General features: G+C 59.0%; 19 protein-coding genes. 3 read left to right on the top strand and 16 right to left on the bottom strand.

What is annotated here, in order from left to right; genetic code table 11:
* Positions 1–58 precede the first annotated feature (58 nt).
* On the top strand, positions 59–2,527 hold the full coding sequence (gene plsB, locus D0851_RS17770) for a glycerol-3-phosphate 1-O-acyltransferase PlsB (RefSeq protein ID WP_117619821.1): 2,469 nt from the start codon (positions 59–61) through the stop codon (positions 2,525–2,527).
* 45 nt (positions 2,528–2,572) lie between these two features.
* Here the strand turns inward: plsB and D0851_RS17765 are convergent, their stop codons facing one another.
* From D0851_RS17765 to ppc, 6 genes are all read right to left on the bottom strand, one after another.
* Complete coding sequence (locus D0851_RS17765) at positions 2,573–3,406, bottom strand: class I SAM-dependent methyltransferase (RefSeq protein WP_117619820.1); 834 nt, start codon at positions 3,404–3,406, stop codon at positions 2,573–2,575.
* On the bottom strand, positions 3,406–3,768 hold the full coding sequence (locus tag D0851_RS17760; protein WP_117619819.1) for a UDP pyrophosphate phosphatase: 363 nt from the start codon (positions 3,766–3,768) through the stop codon (positions 3,406–3,408). The genes D0851_RS17765 and D0851_RS17760 overlap by 1 nt, the downstream gene beginning before the upstream one ends.
* 131 nt (positions 3,769–3,899) lie before the next feature.
* Positions 3,900–4,610: a tRNA (adenosine(37)-N6)-threonylcarbamoyltransferase complex dimerization subunit type 1 TsaB gene (gene tsaB, locus D0851_RS17755; protein ID WP_117619818.1), complete on the bottom strand. Its 711-nt coding sequence runs from the start codon at positions 4,608–4,610 to the stop codon at positions 3,900–3,902.
* A 34-nt stretch (positions 4,611–4,644) separates the two neighbouring features.
* A complete protein-coding gene (adk, locus tag D0851_RS17750) occupies positions 4,645–5,298 on the bottom strand; it encodes an adenylate kinase (RefSeq protein ID WP_117619817.1) in 654 nt (217 codons plus the stop codon).
* 201 nt (positions 5,299–5,499) lie between these two features.
* A complete protein-coding gene (locus D0851_RS17745; protein WP_117619816.1) occupies positions 5,500–6,870 on the bottom strand; it encodes an HDOD domain-containing protein in 1,371 nt (456 codons plus the stop codon).
* Between the two features lie 59 nt (positions 6,871–6,929).
* Entirely contained in the window at positions 6,930–9,575 is a 2,646-nt protein-coding gene (gene ppc, locus D0851_RS17740; protein ID WP_117619815.1) for a phosphoenolpyruvate carboxylase, read from the bottom strand.
* Between the two features lie 104 nt (positions 9,576–9,679).
* On the opposite strand from ppc, the gene D0851_RS17735 reads away from it, so the two are divergent.
* On the top strand, positions 9,680–9,919 hold the full coding sequence (locus D0851_RS17735) for a hypothetical protein (protein ID WP_117619814.1): 240 nt from the start codon (positions 9,680–9,682) through the stop codon (positions 9,917–9,919).
* A 25-nt stretch (positions 9,920–9,944) separates the two neighbouring features.
* On the opposite strand, the gene D0851_RS17730 is transcribed toward D0851_RS17735, so the two are convergent.
* From D0851_RS17730 to cysM, 5 genes are all read right to left on the bottom strand, one after another.
* A complete protein-coding gene (locus tag D0851_RS17730; protein WP_117619813.1) occupies positions 9,945–10,289 on the bottom strand; it encodes a pilin assembly protein in 345 nt (114 codons plus the stop codon).
* A 136-nt stretch (positions 10,290–10,425) separates the two neighbouring features.
* On the bottom strand, positions 10,426–11,283 hold the full coding sequence (mazG, locus tag D0851_RS17725) for a nucleoside triphosphate pyrophosphohydrolase (RefSeq protein WP_117619812.1): 858 nt from the start codon (positions 11,281–11,283) through the stop codon (positions 10,426–10,428).
* On the bottom strand, positions 11,280–13,517 hold the full coding sequence (gene relA / locus D0851_RS17720; RefSeq protein ID WP_117619811.1) for a GTP diphosphokinase: 2,238 nt from the start codon (positions 13,515–13,517) through the stop codon (positions 11,280–11,282). The genes mazG and relA overlap by 4 nt, the downstream gene beginning before the upstream one ends.
* Before the next feature lie 57 nt (positions 13,518–13,574).
* Positions 13,575–14,924 (bottom strand): 23S rRNA (uracil(1939)-C(5))-methyltransferase RlmD, encoded by a 1,350-nt coding sequence (rlmD, locus tag D0851_RS17715; protein WP_117619810.1) that lies wholly within the window; start codon positions 14,922–14,924, stop codon positions 13,575–13,577.
* A 26-nt stretch (positions 14,925–14,950) separates the two neighbouring features.
* The gene (gene cysM / locus D0851_RS17710) at positions 14,951–15,844 is read right to left on the bottom strand and encodes a cysteine synthase CysM (protein WP_117619809.1); all 894 of its coding nucleotides are present in this window, start codon (positions 15,842–15,844) and stop codon (positions 14,951–14,953) included.
* A gap of 226 nt (positions 15,845–16,070) precedes the next feature.
* Between cysM and D0851_RS17705 the strand changes: the two genes are divergently transcribed.
* Positions 16,071–18,947, top strand: coding sequence for an ATP-binding protein (locus D0851_RS17705; protein WP_117619808.1), 2,877 nt, complete (start codon positions 16,071–16,073; stop codon positions 18,945–18,947).
* On the opposite strand, the gene pdxJ is transcribed toward D0851_RS17705, so the two are convergent.
* From pdxJ to D0851_RS17680, 5 genes are read right to left on the bottom strand one after another with little or no spacing between them, the layout of a single operon-like run.
* Positions 18,948–19,688: a pyridoxine 5'-phosphate synthase gene (gene pdxJ / locus D0851_RS17700; RefSeq protein ID WP_117619807.1), complete on the bottom strand. Its 741-nt coding sequence runs from the start codon at positions 19,686–19,688 to the stop codon at positions 18,948–18,950.
* Positions 19,678–20,406 carry a DNA repair protein RecO gene (gene recO / locus D0851_RS17695; RefSeq protein WP_117619806.1) on the bottom strand — a complete coding sequence of 243 codons (729 nt, stop codon included), beginning with the start codon at positions 20,404–20,406 and terminating at the stop codon, positions 19,678–19,680. The genes pdxJ and recO overlap by 11 nt, the downstream gene beginning before the upstream one ends.
* 7 nt (positions 20,407–20,413) lie before the next feature.
* Positions 20,414–21,331: a GTPase Era gene (era, locus tag D0851_RS17690; protein ID WP_117619805.1), complete on the bottom strand. Its 918-nt coding sequence runs from the start codon at positions 21,329–21,331 to the stop codon at positions 20,414–20,416.
* Positions 21,331–22,020, bottom strand: coding sequence for a ribonuclease III (rnc, locus tag D0851_RS17685; protein WP_117619804.1), 690 nt, complete (start codon positions 22,018–22,020; stop codon positions 21,331–21,333). Before rnc ends, era begins: the two co-directional genes overlap by 1 nt.
* Positions 22,017–22,406: a DUF4845 domain-containing protein gene (locus D0851_RS17680; RefSeq protein ID WP_117619803.1), complete on the bottom strand. Its 390-nt coding sequence runs from the start codon at positions 22,404–22,406 to the stop codon at positions 22,017–22,019. The genes rnc and D0851_RS17680 overlap by 4 nt, the downstream gene beginning before the upstream one ends.
* Between the last annotated feature and the right edge of the window lie 24 nt (positions 22,407–22,430).

The raw sequence follows: 22,430 nt of genomic DNA, 5'->3' as shown, positions 1-22,430 counted from the left end.
CCGCTCTGTACTCAACCAAGTAAACTTGGCACCTGTCTTTTCAACGGAGTTGCACTTTATGCGTCTTTACCAGGGCATTCGCAGCCTGATCCTGACCCTTTTTCGCAAGATACTGTTTATCTGGGTCCGGACAGATGTCAGCGGCAACAGCGTTGACGCCCTCGCCCTGGATCCGGACACGCCGGTATGTTACGTGCTTCAGTACAGCTCCCTATCCGGCCGGCTGGTTCTGGAGCAGGAAGTGATCCGGGCCGGATTACCCGGAGCGGCAGAAGCCCTGCCGGTTAAAAACGGACCGTCGCATTCTTTCTTCTTTCTGTACCGCCGGATTGGCGGTTTTTTCCGGGGGCGCCAGGCACCGGCGCCTACCAGCGAGTTCCAGGCTCTGGTTCACTACGGCCTCGAACACCCGGATCAGGATGTCCAGATCGTTCCGGTTTCCCTGTTCTGGGGCCGCTCCCCGGACAAGGAGAAATCCCTGGTAAAACTGTTGCTGTCTGACACCTGGTCCATTGCCGGCAGGCTGCAGAAACTTCTGATCATTATGGTCCACGGCCGCAACACCTACGTTCAGTTCAATCAGCCCCTCTCGCTCAAGCAGGTTATTGATGAATACCGGCATAACGAAGAGCGCGCCAACCGGAAACTGGCCCGGATACTCAGAACCCACTTCCGCCGGGTACGCCAGGCTGTACTGGGACCAGACCTGTCACACCGCCGCACCCTTGTCGCAGGCCTGGTGCGGACCCAGTCAGTAAAGGAAGCGATCCGGGAAACGGCCGCCAAAGATGATATCCCGCCGGAAAAGGTTCGCGCCAAAGCCTACAAGTATGCCGACGAAATTGCCGCCAACATGTCCGTCGTCACCATTCGCGTTCTTGAGGTGGTGTTGTCGCGGCTGTGGAACCGGATCTACAAAGGCATCGCCATCAACAACATCCGGGTGGTGAAAGACGTCGCCCAGGACAATGCTGTCGTTTACGTACCCTGCCATCGTTCCCACATCGACTACCTGCTGTTGTCCTACGTGCTCTACAAAAACGGCCTGATGCCGCCGCACATTGCTGCAGGGGTCAACCTCAATATGCCCGTCGTGGGCCCCATTCTGCGTCGGGGCGGCGCCTTTTTCATGCGCCGCAGCTTCAAGGACAACCCGCTGTACGCCACCGTGTTCAACGAATACATGCATGTAATGTTTTCCCGGGGTTACTCGGTGGAGTATTTTGTCGAGGGTGGCCGAAGCCGCACAGGCCGGATGCTGCAACCCCGGCCCGGGATGCTGGCAATGACAGTACGCAGTTTCCTTCGGGATCACCGCAAGCCCATCGTGTTCGTCCCCGTTTACATTGGCTACGAAAAGGTTATGGAGGGCCGCTCGTATCTGGGTGAACTTCGCGGCAAGAAAAAAGAAAAAGAGAGTGTCTTCGGGTTGGCCAAAACGGCGCGTAAACTCAGCAATTCCTTCGGTCGCGTGGCGGTCAACTTCGGTGAGGCCATTCACCTTTCCGACGTTCTGGATGATGTCCATGACAGCTGGCGCGAGGAAGCCTACGACGCCGGGCACCGCCCGGCCTGGCTCAACACTGCCGTATCCGAACTCGCATTCCGGGTAGCCTCCAGCATCAATGCCTCTGTCGCGGTTAATCCGATTGGCATGGCCGCAACGGTTCTGCTCGGGACCGAGCGTCTGGCGATGGACGAAGGCCAGTTGATCCGGCTGATGGATCAGTACGCCGCCCTGCTGAAAGCCTTTCCCTATGCCGCGACGGTCACCCTGCCCGAAGGCAGCGGTAAAGACTGGGTGGCCTACTGTGAGGGCATGGGGCTGATTAACCGCCAGCCCCAGAAGCTGGGCGATATCATCGCCCTGGAAGGCAGCAATGCCATTCTGATGACCTACTACCGCAACAATATCCAGCACCTGTTCGCGCTGCCTTCACTGATTGCCAGCCTCTTTGAGAACAAGGATTCCCTGAGGCGAGAGAAGATCGTGTTCCTGGCCAGCGTGGCCTACCCCTACCTGCAATCCGAGCTGTTCCTGAAGTACCACTCGGATGAAACCGAAACCGTCATCAATCAATGGATCGATGTTCTGATAGCCCAGGGTTTGCTCAAGCCTCTGGACGACGACCGGATTGGCCGGCCAGACGAAGGCACCGAGGCCATGCTGAGGTTGCGTGTGCTGTCACGTTTTATCATCCAGACGGTAGAGCGCTACCATATCGCGCTCGGCATCCTCCGGAAATACGGCTCGGGCAAGATCAGTGCGGCAGAACTGGAAGAGCAGAGCGCACTGCTGGCCGAACGCATGTCGATCCTGTTTGGCCTGAATGCACCGGAGTTCTTCGACAAGAGCCTGTTCCAGAACTTCATAGCCAACATGCAGAAGAACGGCGTGATCACCACCGATGATAACGGCTTGCTGTGTTATGGCGAGGGGCTGGATGAGGTGGCAGAGGACGCACGGCTGGTGCTGGGCGTCGAGAAGCGACAGGCGATTCAGCAGGTCACGATGATGGGAGCCTGAGGGGCGCTTCACAGGGTAACCAAGGGCTTTTTACAGGCTAAGGGCTCACTGGGCAGGCAGGGCCTTGATGGCATAGACATCGTAGCGGCTGCTTTTGCCCTCTATCCGTGTGGTTGGGTCCGGCCCGGCAATCGCCGGCGCCTTCCGCGGCCGCTTGACCACCACCCGGTAACGGGCGCACTCCAGGGCACCCGCGAGCAGGCGTCCGGAATCGTCATCGTCGCCGACAACTGTCCGGAATACCTGCATTTCCTTTTTAACCAGGGCCGATTTATCCCGGTGCGGAAACATCGGGTCCAGATAGATTACATCGGCAGCCTCACCGCCAGCCCGTTCAAGCCAGTCGATACTGCTGCCTTCCATCAACTGCATGCGTTCAACGATCATCGCACAATCCACGTTCAGAGCGGCACGGGCCAGGCCATCCGCCAGGAGCGCATGGATAACCGGATTGCGCTCAAACAACGTTACCCGGCACCCAAGGCTGGCGAGGATAAACGCATCCTGGCCAAGCCCTGCCGTGGCATCAACAATATGCAGATTGGCGCGGGTTTTCTGCAGGCCGACAGCCCTGGCGACCAGCTGACCGGCCCCGCCGCCGTGTTCACGCCGGTAGCCCATCTTGCCGGTAACGAATTCCGCGCGCACCGGCCCGGGCGCTCCCTTGCCGGTAACTTGCAGGCCCAGGCCCTGCTCATCAAGGAACAACAGAACCGGGACATCGCGAACGTCCCTGGGCAGCACCACCCCTAAATTCTCCAGTAACAGAGACTCGGCCAGAGACTCAGCCTGAAACCTGTCCCCCAGGGGACTTCGGGCAATGGCAATGGTTTGTTGCCAGTCGGCGGGCATTACAGAAGAAGCAGAGGGATCAGACATCAGACCAGAATATCGATTCCGGCCAGGCTGCCGCCGGTGCCGGCGTCCTGACCGGCGGCCGCAACGGAAGCAAACGTGGACAGGGCTCGGGCGGCGGGCAAGGAGATTTCACCAGCCCGGAAACGTTCAAGGCGGATGTCTTCGGAGGCACGCCTGGCCTCGACCCGGCGCTCGAGACTTTCGGTGGGGGTTCGCTCACTGACCACACCCTGGCGGCCATCGGCAAGATCACGGCGAGCGGAATCGCCCGTTTTCTCTGGTGCCGAAGCGGGAGCGCGTGCGACATCACTGCGCTCGCGGACCTGGCTGTTGTTGCCCGTCTGCGAAACGACATTGTTGCCCGGATTAATGCCACCAATCATGTTCAGATACCGCCATGTTCAGATACCGCTGGCCCGATGACAGGAAAACCTGAGCTGGAAGTATGGAAGATTGTCGCCCGGAAGAAAAGGCAGCTGTTCAGTATTTACTCAGGCCTGAGTGATCGGACTGACTACCGACCGGGAAGCTTCTTCCAGGCCACTTCGTCCCGGATATACACCGGTTGGGCCTGTTCCGCCGGAACCGCCTTACCCTGCCGGTATCCGATAGCGGCCAACCGTGCAACCCAGGAGGCACGAAGCACCAGTGCTTCATCGATCGTTTCTACCTGTCCGGTTATTGCGGAGGGCATCCCGGAGCGATACTGCCAGCCCTGGCCAACGCCATACCAGTGATCGGGCCCCGACGGGAGAGCAACGTCTGAGGGAAGACAAACCTGCTCCTCTCCCAGTAAAACCGGAATGCCAGCCCGGCACTCGAAACAGCCCCAGTAGACCTCCCCCATGCGGGCATCAAAGGCCACTGCGATACCACTGTGCCCGGGAATACTGTGCCCGGGAATATCGAGGGTTTCGATCGCGCCAAGGGCAACGGCTTCAAGAGAAGAAACCGGTACCACCGGAATATCCAGACCCCATGCCAGCCCCTGTACCACCCCGGTTGCGATTCGCAGGCCGGTAAAGGAACCGGGGCCACAGGCAAACGCCAGGACATCCAGATCCGCGGGCACCAGGCCCTGCGCCAGGAGCAGCTCCCGCACCATCGGCATCAGCAGCCGGGTATGACCGCGCGGGGCAAGTTCAAAACGTTCAGAGATCTCGCCATCAACAAGAAGGGCTGCGGAGCAGCCCTCTGATGACGTATCCAGTGCCAGCAGTTTCACGTGTGTGAAAACCTCAGGTCAGGATGCCGTGGATTTACGTGAGTTCAGACAGGATCTGGTCGCGAATGCTGTCCAGGCTGCCAACACCTTCTACCCGCACGTATCTGGGTGCCGCGGCCGGCTCTTTTGATGCCCAGTCCTGGTAGTAACCGATCAGCGGTGCAGTCTGGTCGTGGTAGATTTTCAGACGCTTGCGAACCGTTTCTTCCTTGTCATCTTCACGCTGAACCAGTGGCTCACCGGTTTCATTGTCCTTGCCTTCCACCTTGGGTGGATCATATTTTACGTGGTAAATCCGGCCACTACCTTCGTGAACCCGGCGGCCGGACAGACGGCTGACGATTTCGTCGTCGTCGACAGCAATCTCGACAACATAATCAATGGCAATCCCCTGATCTTTCAGGGCCTCTGCCTGTGGAATGGTGCGGGGGAAACCGTCCAGCAGGAAGCCGTTCCTGCAATCCGGCTGCTGGATGCGCTCTTCAATCAGCGCGATGATGATGTCGTCAGACACCAGGCCGCCGGTCGCCATGACTTCCTTCACCTGCTTACCCAGCCCGGACTCGGCCTTAACCGCCGCCCGAAGCATGTCACCGGTGGAGATCTGGGGAATATCGAACCGCTCGGTTATGAACTGGGCCTGAGTTCCCTTACCTGCGCCCGGCGCGCCTAACATGATGATTCGCATAACGCTGTGCTCCCGTTTTAGTCATTATCGTTTGAAAAGCTGTGGCAAAAACCCCTGCCTTTGCGACAGCCTCTCTCATCCGGAACAGGTGTCAGCCGGAATCGGCGAGGGCGCATTATACGAAGTCAGCCACGTCAGAGAAAGTCGACCTCCGTATCATGCACCGGAAGTGCGCATTTCCCCGCAAACAACGCCAGGGTGTCAGGATGACAGGGAGCTGGCCAGGGCGTCCAGATCCGGAGCTACCCGATCCATTTCTGCCGTGAGTTCATCCAGTACATTTGGCTGCAGCCCCAGCCCCTCTACCAGCGCTGGCACATCGTCGGGATTGAATTCATCACCAATCCCACGCTCCTTGAGCAAGGCATTCGACAGCTGCACCATCAACACGTAATTTTCATGCTCTCCGTGATAGCCGGGCTGCTGATGGATACCAGCTGCCTTGATCACGGGGTCCGGCAGTTGCCACAAACGATGGAGAATCCCGCCAATGGCACCATGGCCCACAGCAAGAATTTCCTGTCCGTCCCCCTGGCCGAATACCTGCTGCTCAATGGAATGCATACTGGCTTCAGGGTTGGCTTCACGGAGCTGATTAAGCTCATCAAATTCAGCGGGAAACAGGTGCCCCACCAGCAACAGGCCGAAGTTGTGGAGCAACCCGCAGAGATAGCCAAGGCCTTTTTCAGCACCGCACCTGGGTGCAATACTCTGGCACAGGAACGCGCAATACAGTGAGTGGCGCCAGAAATTGTCCATACCCAGCAGACCCTGACGAGGCACGTCGAACGCCCGGACCGACGCGATGCCCAAGGCGATATGGGCCACGCGGTCGAAACCGAGTACCCGGGTAACGGCCTCCTGTACGGAATTGATCTGGCCCGGGTAGTTGAACAGGGCCGATCGGGCATAGCGCATAACCTGGGCCGTCAGACTCGGGTCAAACTCGATGAGCTCGGCCAGCTCGCGAGCGGTGGCTTCGGTATTTGCGGTCAGCCGGAGAATGCGCAGCGCAAGGGCCGGCATCGGTGGCAGGCGGTAGAGTTTCTGGAGTTTGTCGGCCACTTCCTCCAGGGTCAGCGCCTCACGGTTGCCGTTGCCCGGCCCGCGGATTACCAGATGCCCTTCTCTGGCACCCGCAAGCGCCAACCTGAGGGACCGGCCATCCATCTCCATCAGCGAGTGATCGGTACCGCTGGAGAAAAGCACCCGCTCGGCCTTGGCGACATCTTCATCCACCACCACCGGAAGCTCATAAGCCTGGCCAATGGGCGGTGTGAACCCCGGGTCGCAGTCCCCGAACAGGCGCATGGTCTGGCGGGCGGTCAGGGGCTGCAATCGGCGACCGGTCAACTGGTAGACCGCATCCGGGTCAAGGGAGCTGTCAAATTTGTGAACGGCCATCACCACACCGCTGATATCAATCAGCAGTGTGGCCTGGATAAAATCGGCCTGGGGGAGCCCCGAGGCAATAACCGCTGAATCCAGGCTGGTTACCGGGTCAATCGGCAACTCCTGAAAACCAATACCCTTGCGGGCAAGAAAACGCTCCAATCGTGCAGCCAGTGCCACAGCTTACTCCTGTTATCCAGCGTCAGTGGCCGAGCTACCCGGCCTCTTTCCAGCACTTTTTAGCCGGTGTTGCGCATGCCGGCCGAGATGCCAGCCATCGTGACTTTCAGGGCACGCTCCACCAACTCCGGCACTTCGCCCTTGCCTTCACTTTCCCGGTCACGTCGGAGCAACTCGGCCTGCAGATAATGCAAAGGATCCGTGTAGGGATTACGCACCCGCATGGAATGCGCGAACACCGGCTCACCTTCCAGCAAGTCGTTCTGTTCCTTGAGCTCCAGAAGCCGCTGAATGCAGCCCTGAAGCCGTATTCTCAGGCTTTTCCCGAGGGCCTTGAGTTTGTCATCGTCCAGCAACGTCTGCTCATAATAGCTGGCGATGCGCAAATCTGCCTTGGCCAGCACCATCTCCAGCATATCCACATAGGTGCGGAAGAAAGGCCAGCCATGCATCATATCCCTGAGGACCGGGAGCCGGTTATCCCGTGCCGCCTCTTCCAGCGCCACATCACTGCCCAGCCAGCTGGGCAGCATCAGCCGCATCTGGGTCCAGGCGAAAATCCAGGGAATGGCCCGCAGGCTTTCCACGCCGCCGGTCGCCTTTCTTCGCGCCGGCCGGCTTCCAAGTGCCAGTTTTCCCAACGCCTGCTCCGGCGTTACCTGGCGAAAATAAGGTACAAAGTCCGGATTCTCACGGACCACATCCCGATAGGCCTTCAGGGAGCGCTCCGTGAGCCAGTCCATGGTTTCCCGCCAGCTGTCCTCCGGCTTCGGCGGCGGCGCCAGGGTCGCTTCAATAACCGCCGTGGTGTAGAGCGTCAGGCTCTGCACCGCCAGCCTGGGCAAACCGAACTTGAAACGGATCATTTCACCCTGCTCGGTAATCCGGAAACTGCCGTTTACCGAACCCGGCGGCTGGGACAGGATGGCCCGGTTGGCCGGGCCACCACCACGGCCCACGGTGCCACCGCGGCCGTGGAACAGAGTGAGATGCACACCATACTGGCTTGCAACGTGGGTGAGCTTTTCCTGGGCCTGATACTGCGCCCAGGCGGCCATGAGCTGACCGGCATCCTTGGAGGAATCGGAGTAACCAATCATGACTTCCTGGCGGCCCTGGCAATACTCCCGATACCACTCCACCTCATACAGCGCAGCCATGCTCTCAGGGGCACCACGCAGGTCGTCCAGGGTTTCAAACAGGGGCACCACACGCATCGGGTACTTCATTCCCGATTCCCGCAGCAGCAGAATGACGCTGAGCACATCAGAAGGCTTGCTGGCCATGGAAATCACATAGGAGCCCAGAGCCTGGGGCGTTTGCTGGGCTACGACTTCGCAGGTGGCAAGTACCTCCCCAACCGACTCCGAGGGTTCCCAGTTGCGGGGTACCAGTGGCCGCCGACCCTGGAGCTCCTGCACCAGAAACGACTGACGCTCCTGTTCAGACCAGGACAGGTAATCCCCCAGACCGACATAATCCACCATTTCTGCAACGGCTTCGGCGTGACGGGCCGCTTCCTGGCGAATATCCAGCCGAATCAGTGGCAGGCCGAAGGTGTGTGCCCGGCGAATGGTGTCCAGCAGCGGGCCGTTGGCAATCGCCTCCAGGCCGCAATCGACCAGAGACCGGTAACAAAGCTCCAGGGGCCCGGTAAAGTCCTCGTTCTCGAACAGAATACCGGTGGCATCTGCCGGTTCGCCGTTAACGCTCGCCTCGGCCCAGTCACGGGTTTTAATCAGCCAGTCACGGAGTTCGGCGAGGACATGGCGATAGGGTTCCCGGGAATCACCGGCAACTGCCTTGAGCTCATCGCTCGCCTGCCACATGGACAGTTCGGCCCGCAGCGCCTGAATATCCCGAAGATAGAGATCCGCTGCCATCCAGCGGCCCAGCAGGAAAACCTTGCGGGTCACTTTATGGGTCACGTTGGGATTGCCATCGCGGTCTCCCCCCATCCAGGACGCAATCCGGATAGGAGACGCCTGCAAGGGCAGCCCTCTACCCGTAGCCTCCTGCAAAGAAGTGTCGAGGCTTCTCAGAAACTGTGGTAACGCCTGCCAGAGGCTGTTCTCGATCACCGCAAAACCCCATTTGGCTTCATCCACGGCCGTTGGCCGCTCATGGCGAATCTCGTCGGTATGCCAGGCTTCCGTAACCAGCTGGGACAGGCGGTTGGCAATTTCCTCGCTCTCCGCGGGCATCAGGTCCTCGTGATCCAGCCTCGCCAGGCAATCCGACATTTCGTCGTATTTCATGATCAGTGTGCGGCGGGCCACTTCGGTGGGGTGAGCGGTCAGCACAAACTCGATCCGCAGATCGGCAACTCGCTGGTGGAGTTCCTCCGGGCTGACACCTCCGGTTTTCAGCCGATCGAAGACCTCACCCAGGGATTCAACCATCAGATCAGACTGATGCCCCCGTTTGCGTCTTATACCATGGTACTGCTCGGCCAGGTTGGCGAGGTTGAGAAACTGGTTGAAGGCCCGGGTAACCGGCAGGAGTTCGTCATCGCGCAGCTTACCCAGCAAGCTCACCAGCCGCTGGCCAGAGCCGCTTTCGTGCAGGCGGTCCGCTTTGGCAGCGGCCCGGATTTCCTCGATCAGCTCATAACAATCCTGCCCGGGGTGTCGTCGTATGCTCTGGCCCAGCAGCTCGCCCAACATTCGCACGTTTTCTCTGAGATCCGGATGTAGCTCAGTCACATTGGCGTCCTTTTGAATTGACGGAGGCAAAGTAAACTTACGATACTAAGGAACAGTCGAGAAAGTCTATTGGCGATTCAAGCCTGTAGCTGCAAGGAGTCATCATGAAGGTTACTGATCTGCCCAAACACTGGGAAAAGCAAAAAGAGCCCGTGGAGCGCACTCACGATTACAATTTGCGCCTTCCACTGGAGGATGCGGCACGGGTGGCTACACTGGCCGAGCTATACCCGGACCGCAGTGAGAGCGATATCCTGAACGATATGATTGGTGCGGCCCTGGACGATCTGGTTCGCCAGAGCCCGCTGAAGGACAGGCTGGAGGGAAAGGAAAAGGAAAAGTAAGTATCGACGGGCAGCGGGCTGCCCGTCAGGCTACTGATTCCAGCTGACGGGCCTTGAGGCGCTGAATGTGCTTCTGGCTCAGGCTGACAAACTTCGGAGTCAGGCCCTGATCTTCGTAGATCTCAAAACCGTCCTCGTCATAAGCCACCACCCGGGTTCCCTGAACATAGGGAAAACTGGTTTCCATCTCGTCCAGTGCTGCGGAAATCAGGTCCCGCATCAGGTCCTGGGGCGACTTCATTGGATAAAGCGCTGCGAGCTTTTCGAGGCGCTTGTGATGCTGGTCAGATAACGCCATGAAATAGGCGTCCCGGGTAAGCCGACCACGAGCATGCTTGTCCCAGTAATTGACCAGATCTTTGATTTTCATGGTGCCTTCACTCCTGCATCTTATTGATGGCGCACGGCGCACGAAAACCGTGCATCCGTTTCCGGAAGTGTAGACGAAGCCGTCGGTCCGGGGGCGGGAAAATTGGTAACGGATTGTACTTACCGATCGGCCGGATTCAGCATCCGTTCCCTCCCCGCTCCACGCCTTTAACCGCCTGCCAGACGGCATCCAGCGCCTCCAGTGATTCTTCGTCCATGTCGCGGCCCTCTCGTTCAAGCACACGTTCAATCGCCCGGAAGCGGGCATCGAACTTGTGGTTGGTTCGATTGAGGGCCTGCTCAGGATTGACTTTCATGAACCGTGCCAGGTTCACGCAGACGAAAAGAAGATCACCCAGTTCATCTTCAACGGCGTCTGGATCGCCAGCGCCAGTTTGCGCCGCCTCCCATGCTTCCTTGAGTTCGTCGATTTCCTCATGGAGTTTATCGAACACGGGGCCGATGTCCGGCCAGTCAAAACCGTGCCGGGCCGCCCGCTTCTGGAGCTTTTCAGCCCGGGCCATGGCCGGCAGGGTTCGGGCAATGCCGTCAAGCCGGCTGGATGGCTCGTTAGTCTCCGGGGTGGAGGCCAGTGCCCGCTCTTCCGCCTTGATGCGCTCCCAGCTTTCCCTGATCCAGGCTTCATCCGGCCGGTGATCCGGGTCGATACGGCTTTCCAGGGTGCCCTCGGGAAAGACGTGGGGGTGCCGACGCACCAGTTTCCGAACCAGGTGATCAACCACACCATCAAAGTCGAAATGCCCGTCTTCCCGACCAATCTGGGCGTAGAAGATCACCTGGAACAGCAGGTCACCCAATTCATCCTTCAGATGCGGGTAATTCTCGCGCTCAATGGCATCGGCGACTTCGTAGGCCTCCTCAAGGGTATGAGGCACAATGGTCTTGTAGGTTTGCCAGGTGTCCCATGGGCAGCCGGTCTCCGGGTCCCGGAGCCGGGCCATGAGGGTTTTCAGGTCATCAATAGTGTAGCTCATCCGCGCTTACGCCTTACATCAATGACATTGGGCAGGTTACGGATCTTCGCCAGCAGTCGAGCCAACTGCTCCAGACTGGAAATCTCTACCGTCAACAACATGGTGGCCGTATTTTCATCCTTGTTACTCAGGGTATTCAGCGCCAGCACATCACTCCTGGACGAGGACAGCACCTGGGTGATGTCCCGCAGCAATCCGGACCGGTCGTAGGCTTCAATCTCAATGTCCACCGGATAGACAGCCGCCGGTCGGCCGCCCCAGCTCACCTCGATTATCCGGTTCGGTTCAAACTCCTGCAGATTCAGGAATGTCAGGCAATCCTGACGGTGCACGGTTACCCCCCGACCCACGGTGATGTAGCCGCCAATGGCATCCCCGGGCAAGGGTTTGCAGCATTTTGCCACCTGGGTCTTCAGCTTGCCTACGCCGACAATCTGGATATCGGATTCAGTGTCGTAAGGCCTGCGCCGCTGGGTGCTGAGCTTGAGGTCCAGTTGCCCGGATTTCGGCTCCAGCATCTGCTGGGCCACGTTGGCCACATGAGTCGGGCGCAGGTCGCCGGCACCAACCGCGGCAAACATGTCCTCGGCGCTGTGGTAGTTCACTTTCTCTGCCAGCTCGCCGAGATCCACATCGTAAAGCGACAGGCGCCCGAATTCGTCCTCAAGGATGGCCCGGCCATCAATGATATTGCGGCCGCGATCCTGTTGCTTGAACCAGTGCGTTACCTTGGCCCGGGCCCGGGACGTCTGGATATAGCCGAGGCTCGGGTTCAGCCAGTCACGACTGGGGGCCGGGTTATTGGAGGTCAGGACAAACACCTGATCCCCGGTTTTCAGCGGATAGGTCAGCGGCACGATACGACTGTTCACCCGCGCTCCCCGACAGGCGTGGCCGATTTCAGTATGGACCCGATAGGCGAAATCCACCGGGGTCGCACCCTGGGGCAGATCCACCACATGGCCCTCGGGGGTGAATACATACACCCGGTCCGATGTCACATCGGACTTCAGATGGTCCGCCAGCCCGGACAGGTCGCCAAGCTCTTCCTGCCATTCAAGAACCTGGCGCAGCCAGTTGATCTTGGCATCGTAACCGGTGGACTTGTTGCTTTTGTCCGTGCCCTTGTACAACCAATGGGCGCACACACCCAGCTCCGCTTCCTCGTGCATCTTGTGGGTACGGATCTGGACCTCCATGACCTTGCCTTCCGGCCCGATCACCGCCGTGTGCAGCGACTGGTAACCGTTTTCCTTGGGATTGGCAATATAGTCATCGAACTCGTTGGGGATATGGCGCCACAGGGTATGAACGATCCCGAGCGCGGCATAGCAGTCCCGTACTTCCGGCACCAGGATTCGCACAGCACGGACATCGTACACCTGGGAAAAGTCGATACCCTTGCGCCGCATTTTCCGCCAGATGCTGTAGATGTGCTTGGCCCGGCCCGAAAGTTCGCCCTCAATTCCGAAGGCTTTCAGTTCCGTCTGGAGGGTCTTAATTACCTGCCTTATGTAGCCGTCCCGGTCAAGGCGCTTTTCATCAAGCAGCCTGGCAATCTTTTTGTAGGCGGACCCGTGCAGGTAGCGGAAGGACAGGTCCTCCAGCTCCCATTTGATGTGGCCTATGCCAAGACGATGGGCAAGCGGCGAATAGATGTCGAACACTTCCCGGGCAACGCGCATGCGCTTCTCTTCGGTGCCATTCTTGACGGCCCGGATGGCGCAGGTCCGCTCCGCGAGCTTGATCAGGGCAACGCGCACGTCATCGATCATGGTAACGAGCATCTTGCGAACGTTGTCCAGCTGGCCTTCACTCTGCCCCAGCACATTGCCCTTGAGCGGGTGATGAATGGAGGAAATCGCCGCCATTTGCTGAACGCCATTGATCAGGCCTGCGACCTCATCGCCAAATTCCTTGCGGATGTCTTCAAGCGGAACCCGTTCCTCACGAACGGACCGATACAGAATCGCGGCCACCAGACTGGCCTGGTCCAGATGCAGTTCCGCCAGCACCTGGGCCATTTCAATACCGATACGGAAACTGCTGGAACCGGGCGCCCACAGGCGATCTTCCCGGAACGCCTGCAGATCAATCTCAGCCGCCTTTTCGCAGGCTCGCCGGAACTGGTTAACGTCGTCCAGATGTGTTTGCGAGGCAATCTGGTGTACCCAGCCCTCAATATCCACCTGGCCGTCGCCGGTCATTGCGTAGTCTTCGCGAACTTTTACCATATCAGTCTTGTTGTTCCTGATGGTTCCCGCAGCCATCCCTGACGGCCCACGACATCTTCAGCCGGAATCCCGCTCGAACAGCGCGATGGATTCCACATGGGTGGTGTGGGGAAACATGTCCATCACACCCGCGCGCACCAGACGATAGCCGTTGCGCACCATCACCCCCGCATCCCGCGCCAGGGTGGCCGGATTGCAGGACACATAGACAATCCTCCGGGCCCCGAATGCCGTCAGGTACGTGCAGATTTCTTCGGCACCGGAACGGGGCGGATCAATCAGGATCTTGTCGAACCCTTCCTTTGCCCAACTTTGTCCCGTGAAATCCCCATGCAGATCGGCGCCGTGAAAAGCGACATTATCCAGACCGTTTAGTTCCGCGTTTTCCCGACCACGGACGACCATGGTCTCATCGCCTTCCACGCCAACAACCTGGCCACCCTTCCTGGCCAGCGGCAGGGTGAAGTTGCCAAGGCCGCAAAACAGATCCAGCACCCGCTCCTCTGGCTGCACATCCAGCCACTCGACAGCCCTGTGTACCATCGCCCGGTTGATGCCTGCATTGACCTGGGTAAAGTCCATGGGATGAAATTTCATGGTCAGTTTGAATTCTTCCAGCCGGTAGCTCAGACGTTCGTCATCCCGGCCAGCAGATTCAGGCCAGATCCGGTGCACGGTATCCGGCCCCTTGGGTTGCAGGTAAATATGCAAATCGTGGGCCTGACCAAAGGCAATGAGTTTTTCCCGGTCACCCGCCGAGAGCTCATCCATGTTTCGGAAAACCATCACAGCCACATCATCACCACAGGCCACTTCCACCTGGGCAATCCGGTTGTAGGCGTCCAGGTCGTGGAGCATGTCGCGCAGTGGCAGCACCCGCTCTCCAATGCGCGGATCCAGCACTGCGCAGCGATCAATGTCGGTCAGGAAGCTGTTGCGCTTCTCCCGGAAACCCACCAGAACGGATTCCCGGGCCTTCACGTAACGGACCCCCAGGCGCGCCTTACGGCGATAACCCAGGCTGCTTTCCGAGCGCAGGGGTTCGATCCACTCTTCGGGTTCAATGCCCCCGAAGTGGGCAAAATGTTCACGCAGGGTAGTTTCCTTGAACCGGATCTGGGCATCGCCACTCATGTGCTGAAGGCTGCAGCCCCCGCACAGGTCGGCGAACTCGCAGGGCGGTGCCTGGCGCTCCGGCGCGGCTTCCAACACCTGTTCGGCGCGCAGTTCATCAAATTTGCTGCGGCTGGACACCACTTTGGCGATCACCGTCTCCCCGGGCAGGGCGCCATCCACAAACTGGATTTTGCCGTCCTGACGGGCGATCCCCCGGCCGTCGTGGCTCAGGGATTCAATGTCACAGCGCACAGGCTCTTTGGGAAGAGCCTTCCTGCGTCGTCTGCTCATATTCGGGTCTCTTGGTAAAAACGGATTCAGGCGCCGGGAAACACGCCAGTCGACAGGTAGCGATCACCGCGATCACAGATAATGGCTACGATGATGGCATTTTCAACCTGTTGTGACAGTTTCAGGGCGGCGGCAATGGACCCGCCCGAGGATACCCCGCAAAAGATACCCTCTTCGGAGGCCAGGGCCCGCATGGTGGTCTCGGCTTCTTCCTGCCCGATGTCCAGCACCTGGTCCACCCGAGTGGCATCGTAGATTTTCGGCAGGTAGGCCTCGGGCCAGCGCCGGATTCCGGGGATCGAGGCGCCCTCTTTCGGCTGCAGACCGATAATGCGGATATCAGGGTTGCGCTCCTTGAGATACCGGGAAACGCCCATGATGGTGCCAGTGGTGCCCATCGAGCTGACAAAGTGCGTGACACGCCCTTCGGTCTGCTCCCAGATTTCGGGTCCGGTCGTGCGGTAATGCGCCAGTGGATTATCCTGGTTACTGAACTGGTCCAGCACCTTACCCTTGCCCTCGGCTTCCATCCTGAGGGCCAGGTCCCGGGCGGCTTCCATGCCCTCTTCTTTGGTAACCGTGACAATCTCTGCGCCATAGGCCCGCATGGAGGCCCGGCGCTCCTCACTCATGTTGGCGGGCATAATCAGCACCATACGGTAGCCCTTGATCGCTGCCGCCATCGCAAGGGCTATGCCGGTATTGCCACTGGTCGCCTCAATCAGAGTATCGCCCGGCTTGATTTCACCGCGGCGCTCCGCCTCCTGGATCATGCTGATGGCCGGGCGATCCTTTACCGAGCCGGCGGGGTTGTTACCCTCCAGCTTGGCCAGAATGATGTTGCTGGTCTCACCGGGGAGACGTTGCAGGCGAACCAGAGGGGTGTGCCCGACATAATCTTCAATGGTGGGAAAATGCATATGATAACCCTGTGGTACACTTTTGGCTTCGCATGATACGCGTTATCGCCCCGGTCTCCCAATACAGCTTCTTGCTATATCCATGACCGGTGGCTATATCCGCCACGAGATTTTCCGGGGCTGCCGGGACTGAATTAACACAGTTATCCGCGTCCGGATCATCTATTCTTAACAGGGAAGTTTTCCGCACCTGCGTGCGGACAAAGCAATAATTCAGGAACACAGTATGCGACGTTGGGGCATTCGCAAGAAAGTTTTGGTGGTAACCCTGGTTCCCACCCTTCTGACCACCTTGATGCTGGGGCTGTTTTTCACCTACAGCTGGGTCACCGATATTGAGAGTCTGCTCAGGGACCGGGGTGAATCTCTGTCACGCCAGTTGGCGGCAGGGTCGGAGTACGGTTTGTTCACCGCTAACCGGAGCCTGCTCAGCAATCTCTCCAATGCCCTTCTCGAAGAACAGGATGTCCGCTCAATCACCTTCTTTGGCAGTGACGGCTCACGACTGCTGCATACCGGGCCTGGCAGTTCCGAGACCGTGAACAGCGAAGAGCTGACCGCCGAACGTGCCACACGAATTTCCCGGGAGAACAGCACCCGCTTTATTACCCCCGTCTTCCTTCAGGATCTGATGATCGAGAGCATGATGGACCCGGATGCCCGCCAGTCCATGTCCGGCCTGCGGGAGCCCCTGGGCTGGGTCGTCGTGGAGATGTCCCACATCCGTACCGAGAAGGAGACCTACAAGGCTCTGCTGATCTCCCTGCTGCTGGTTCTGGGCGGCGTCATCCTCAGTATGGCGATTGCCCTGAGGCTCAGCCGGGCCTTCACCAATCCGGTGTTTGAACTGAATGCAGCCGTTGCCAAACTCAAGGAAGGAAGGCTGGACACCCGTATCCATACCGGAGCCGGCCCTGAATTCGAGCAGCTCGAATCCGGGCTCAATGCCATGGCTGAAGAGCTGAGCAAAGCCCAGGCCGAGATGCAGCAGAATGTCGACCAGGCTACCGGGGACCTGCGTGAGACCCTGGAAACCATCGAGATCCAGAATATTGAACTGGACTTCGCACGGAAGGAGGCCCTGGAAGCCAGCCGGATCAAGTCGGAATTTCTGGCCAATATGTCCCACGAAATCCGCACCCCCCTCAATGGCATTATCGGCTTCACCGAACTGTTGCTGAAAAGCCCGCTGCCAAGGCAGCAGAGGGACCATCTGAGCACCATCCGCAAGTCTTCTGAAATACTGCTCACCATCATCAACGACATTCTGGACTTCTCCAAGATCGAGGCCGGCAAACTGATACTCGACCGTGTACCCTTCCAGTTAAGGGACATTGTCGAAGAGGTCATGGTCATGCTCGCGCCCGCGGCCCACGCCAAAAACCTGGACCTGGTGCCTCTGGTCTATAACGATGTGCCGGACAACATCATGGGCGACCCGTTGCGAGTCAAACAGGTCATCACCAACCTGGTGAATAACGCCATCAAGTTTACCCAGACGGGTGAAGTGGTGCTCCGCGCAAGCCTGGAAGAAGAAGAGAAAGACACCAATCGGGTCACCCTCCGCCTGAGCATTTCCGATTCCGGCGTGGGCCTTTCCCGGGCCCAGCAGCAGTCCCTGTTCAATGCCTTCAGCCAGGCAGACGCGTCCACTGCCCGCCAGTATGGCGGTACCGGTCTCGGCCTGGCCATCTCCAAACGGCTGGTGGAGGAGATGGGCGGCAGGATCGGCCTTGAGAGCGAACTGGGCAAGGGCTCAACCTTCTGGTTTACCCTGACATCGGAGCTGGCAACCAGTGGTGAAGCCATCGCGCCGAGGGATGCGCTGCAAGGTGAGCGGGTTATCTACCTTGAACAACAGAAGACCACGGGCCTGGCGGTAGAACACCTGTTACGGGACTGGGGCATGGTGGTTGACCGGGTGGAATCCCCGGGTGCCCTGCAGGAGCAGATTGAGGAAGCCCAGAAAAGCCAGACCGGTTATGCCGCGGCCATCGTTGGTATTACCCGCCATCTGCTCAATTCCAGCCAGTACTGCGGGCTTGTACGCACCCTGGAAATCGAACGGGATTGCCGGACCCTGCTGCTGACACCAACGCTCGAAACCCATGACACCCCGCTCTCCGGGCTGGCCAGTGGCCACCTGACCAAACCGGTGTGCCGGGACGCCCTGTACGACGAGCTATTGCTTCTGGTGCATGGCATCAACTCGGCGGGACGCACCACTGTGGAATATGAAACTGGCGGCCATCGGCTGTCCACTGGCAACGTACCCAGGGTACTCGCCGTGGATGACAACGACGCCAACCTGAAACTGGTCCTTACCCTGCTCGAAGACTGCCAGCTCGAAGCCGAAGGCGCCTCCAGCGGATTTGAAGCCCTCAGCAAGGCCAGACAAAAACCCTTCGACCTGGTATTCATGGACCTTCAGATGCCTGGAATGGATGGCGTGGAGACGACAGCCAGATTACGGGAGATGGATACCGGGAGTCCCCGCACGCCGATCATTGCGCTCACAGCGCATGCTCTTGCCGACGAACAGCAAAGGCTGACCAGGCAGGGATTCGACGGCTATATGCCGAAACCCATCAGCAGCAGCCAGCTCACCGAAATTATTCACGAGTACACCGGCTATGTCTGCCCGGGCATGGCCGGCCCGGGGCGCACCCGGATACCGGAAGTCCGGGACACCCGCCGCGCCCTGCGTCCGTCAACGCGCCAGATGCAACAGGACTGCGTGAGTGTTGATGAGAGCATTCAGTTGGCGGCTGGCAAAGCTGACCTGGCCGAGGAACTGTTCAGTATGCTGCTGGAGCAGGTCCACGTAGATCTGGAGCGGGTATCAGAACTCTGGGTAAATCAGAGCATGGATGAGCTGCTGGAGTGTGTTCACAAGCTCCATGGCGCTACCCGCTACTGCGGTGTTCCGGAACTCCGGGCCGCGGCCAATCGGCTGGAAACAGCCATCAAGTGCTCCGCACCCGATCTGGAACACCGGAAAGACCAGCTGCTTTCCGCCATGGAGCGCCTGCAGATCTGGAGCGAACAGACCGACTGGCAGCAGCTGTTTCGCGAACGGCACCAGGCGGCTGAAACCTCTTGATCAGGCCCGGCTCCGGGCCTGATCAAGAATGGCTTTCATGTCGCGGACAGCCTCTTTCAGGCCGGTAAAGACGGCCCGGGCGATAATGGCATGGCCAATATTCAGCTCGTTGATGCCCTGAATAGCCGCCACCCGCTCGGTGTTGTGATAGTGCAGGCCATGGCCCGCATTCACAATCAGCCCCTTCTTGCGCGCGTAGGCGGCGGCCTCGGCGATAGTCCTGAAGGTGGCATCCTCGGCCTCGGCAGTGCCGGCTTCCGCATATTCGCCCGTATGCAGCTCCACCACCGGGGCGCCACAGCGAACCGCAGCATCAATTTGCACCGGATCTGGAGCAATAAAAAGTGACACCTCGGCGCCGATCCGGGCGAGGCGCTCACAGGCCTTCGCCACCCTGGTTTCCTGGCCATCGACATCGAGGCCGCCCTCGGTGGTCAGCTCTTCCCGCTTTTCAGGCACCAGACAAACACACTCCGGCCGCACCTGCTCGGCAAACGCCAGCATGGCATCGGTAACGGCCATTTCAAGGTTCATCCTGGTCTGCAGTACTTCTTTCAGGAGCAGCACGTCCCGGTCCTGGATATGGCGCCGGTCTTCCCTCGGATGGATGGTGATGCCATCAGCACCCGCCTCCTCGGCCATCAGCGCCGCCTGTACCGGGTCCGGATACCGGGTCCCCCTCGCCTGCCGGAGGGTGGCAACGTGATCAATATTGACGCCAAGCAAAACTCTAGGATTCATGTGATTCTCCCCGAAGGTGAGTGAAAAGGCTGCGACTGTTCAGGGGCCGCCCCTGCAGAAGGTAGTCGGTGAGCACGCGCATAACCCGCTTGGACACCCGGCGGCAGGCGCCGGATTCGAAATCCTCCCGGGCCAGGGCCAATAACACGTCCCCCGGCAGATTTTGCAGGCGTACTCCGGGCGAGCCCCCGGACACAATGCCCTGTTCCGGATCATAACAATACTGCTGGCCGGCCTCGATGGATTGCCCCGTGTCAGTGGCGACATCCCAGGCAAAGTCGTAGCCCAGGGCCGAAGCAAACGCCAGTTCGAACCGACGGAGCACCGGCTCGACGTCGGTTGTGCCGGAGAGCTGGTCGATGGCATCGATATAGGCCGCAAACAGGGTCGGGTGTGGATCAGCAGCCGGAAGAACCCGCTGCAGCAGCTCATTCAGGTAAAGTCCGCTGTACAGGGAAATAGTCCGCCTCAACGCCGGGCCACTGCGCACATCAACCTCGGTAAGCGTTTTCAGGTCGCCCCGACCGACCCAGTTCATAACCAACGGCTGGAACGGCTGGAGCTGGGCTTTCAGGGGACTTTTGGTGCTGTTGGCGCCCCTGGCGATCACGGTCATACGGCCGTGATTCAGGGTGAACACATCAACCATAAGGCTGGTTTCCCGCCATGGGCGGCGGTGAAGGACATAGGCGGGCTCCTGCAACTCAGGCCCTGTCATACCCGCCTCAGAGGTCGTTCATGCCCAGGCTCTTGAGGGCCCGGTCGCTGTCTGCCCAGCCACGCTTTACCTTCACCCAGAGCCGCAGCATGATTTTGCTGTCAAACATACGCTCCATATCGGCACGCGCCTCCTGGCCGATACGGCGCATCCGCTCGCCCCTGTCGCCGATCATGATCTTTTTCTGCCCTTCACGTTCTACCAGAATGAGCGCAGAGATGTGAAGGGTCCTGCCCTCGCGCCTGAACTCCTCAATCTCTACCGCCACCGAGTACGGCAGCTCCGCACCCAGTTGGCGGGTGATCTTTTCCCGGACAATTTCCGAAGCAAGAAAGCGCTCGCTGCGATCGGTGATCTGGTCATCGGGATAGAAATGGATGCTCTCCGGCAGGTAACGCCCGACGGCCTCTTCCAGAGGCTGCAGATTGGTCTCCTTCAGGGCGGAAAGCGGAATGATCTCGGCAAACTCGCGCTTTTTTGAGAGCATGTCCAGGTGAGGCAGCAGGCTTTCCCGCTTTCCGATCTTGTCGACCTTGTTGACCGCCAGGATAACCGGGCATTTCAGCGTGCTGAGTTTCTCCAGCACCAGCTCATCGGCGGTGGTCCAGGCCAGCTGATCCACCACGAACACCACAACATCCACGTCAATCAATGCCGACGTGGCCGCCTTGTTCATATAGCGGTTCAGGGCCCGGGGCTCATCTTCATGCATGCCCGGCGTATCCACATAAATCGCCTGGACCGGCCCGACGGTCTTGATGCCAAGCACCTGATGCCGCGTGGTCTGGGGCTTGCGGGAGGTAATGCTCAGTTTCTGCCCGAGAATGTGATTCAGCAACGTGGATTTACCCACGTTCGGACGACCGACGATGGCCACAAAACCGCAGCGACTGTCCGGGTTCTCAGGACGGGTGATATCGTTCATTACTGGTTCTCCACGCCCAGTTCTTTCAGGGCGTTACGGGCCGCCTGCTGCTCCGCCACGCGGCGGCTGCTGCCGGTCCCGGTGGTTTTTCGGTCCAGCGAAGGCAACGCACAGGATACGTGAAAGGTTTGGTTGTGGGCTTCGCCGTCCACGGAAATCACATCATACAGCGGCAGCGGAAACTGCCGGGACTGAAGGTACTCCTGCAGACGGGTTTTCGGGTCTTTCTGGGTGTCCTGAAGATCCAGTTTTTCCAGGCGGTGTTCGAACCAGCGCAGCACCTGCTCACGGCAGGTGTGGAAATCGCTGTCCAGATAGATGGCACCAATGATGGACTCCACCGCATCGGCCAAAATCGATTCCCGCCGGAACCCCCCGCTTTTCAGTTCCCCGGACCCCAGACGCAGGTAATTACCGAGCTGGAACTCCCGGCCGATTTCCGCCAGTGTGACGCCTTTGACCATGCGGGCACGAAGCCGGCTCAGCTGCCCTTCCCGGGCTTTTTCAAAATGACGGAACAGGTATTCGGCAATGACCATGTTCACAATGGAATCACCGAGGAACTCAAGGCGCTCGTTATTCTGGTTCCCGTAACTCCGGTGGGTAAGCGCCAGCAAAAGCCGCTCAGGCGATTGGAACTGATAGCCGATGCGGCGCTGCAACTGATCCAGATCCGGTTGTGAACTCACTTGCCCTTCATCTCATATTCATGCTTGAAGTGGACGACGGTATCCACGTTACTGAACAGGTTATTGCGCACTTCGTAATCAACATTGATCACAACGAACTCGCCGTTTTTCTCGACGGTGATATTCTTGGCATCAAAGCCCCGGACATTGTTCACACTTAGGCGCTTGTTAATCAGCGTGCGAACCTGAGCAGCCCCCATCTCCGACAGGCCCTCGGTACCATCAAGGCTTTCCAGCGCTTCCTGGATGGTAATGTCGTCCAGGTAAATGGGACCGAGCTTGATCACCAGAGTCAGCAAACCACCAAAAAACAGCACCATGACCATCATCGTCAATGCCGAGGCACCCCTTTGACGGCCCATGCCGGAAAGATTGTTTTTCTTCATTATGCCTGCACTCCAGATAGTCCG

It is taken from the genome of Marinobacter sp. Arc7-DN-1 (assembly GCF_003441595.1).
GTDB classification, from domain to species: domain Bacteria; phylum Pseudomonadota; class Gammaproteobacteria; order Pseudomonadales; family Oleiphilaceae; genus Marinobacter; species Marinobacter metalliresistant.
This window is presented reverse-complemented; position numbering and strand designations above follow the sequence as displayed.

Excerpts from the sequence above, each read along its gene's own strand:
- D0851_RS17735 (WP_117619814.1), top strand. The coding sequence starts at position 9,680 with ATGAAGGTTACTGATCTGCCCAAACACTGGGAAAAGCAAAAAGAGCCC.
- pdxJ (WP_117619807.1), bottom strand. The coding sequence starts at position 19,688 with ATGAATCCTAGAGTTTTGCTTGGCGTCAATATTGATCACGTTGCCACC.
- D0851_RS17765 (WP_117619820.1), bottom strand. The coding sequence starts at position 3,406 with ATGTCTGATCCCTCTGCTTCTTCTGTAATGCCCGCCGACTGGCAACAA.
- recO (WP_117619806.1), bottom strand. The coding sequence starts at position 20,406 with ATGACAGGGCCTGAGTTGCAGGAGCCCGCCTATGTCCTTCACCGCCGC.
- D0851_RS17730 (WP_117619813.1), bottom strand. The coding sequence starts at position 10,289 with ATGAAAATCAAAGATCTGGTCAATTACTGGGACAAGCATGCTCGTGGT.
- D0851_RS17705 (WP_117619808.1), top strand. The coding sequence starts at position 16,071 with ATGCGACGTTGGGGCATTCGCAAGAAAGTTTTGGTGGTAACCCTGGTT.
- cysM (WP_117619809.1), bottom strand. The coding sequence starts at position 15,844 with ATGCATTTTCCCACCATTGAAGATTATGTCGGGCACACCCCTCTGGTT.
- rlmD (WP_117619810.1), bottom strand. The coding sequence starts at position 14,924 with ATGAGCAGACGACGCAGGAAGGCTCTTCCCAAAGAGCCTGTGCGCTGT.
- relA (WP_117619811.1), bottom strand. The coding sequence starts at position 13,517 with ATGGTAAAAGTTCGCGAAGACTACGCAATGACCGGCGACGGCCAGGTG.
- D0851_RS17760 (WP_117619819.1), bottom strand. The coding sequence starts at position 3,768 with ATGATTGGTGGCATTAATCCGGGCAACAATGTCGTTTCGCAGACGGGC.
- mazG (WP_117619812.1), bottom strand. The coding sequence starts at position 11,283 with ATGAGCTACACTATTGATGACCTGAAAACCCTCATGGCCCGGCTCCGG.
- plsB (WP_117619821.1), top strand. The coding sequence starts at position 59 with ATGCGTCTTTACCAGGGCATTCGCAGCCTGATCCTGACCCTTTTTCGC.
- era (WP_117619805.1), bottom strand. The coding sequence starts at position 21,331 with ATGAACGATATCACCCGTCCTGAGAACCCGGACAGTCGCTGCGGTTTT.
- adk (WP_117619817.1), bottom strand. The coding sequence starts at position 5,298 with ATGCGAATCATCATGTTAGGCGCGCCGGGCGCAGGTAAGGGAACTCAG.
- D0851_RS17680 (WP_117619803.1), bottom strand. The coding sequence starts at position 22,406 with ATGAAGAAAAACAATCTTTCCGGCATGGGCCGTCAAAGGGGTGCCTCG.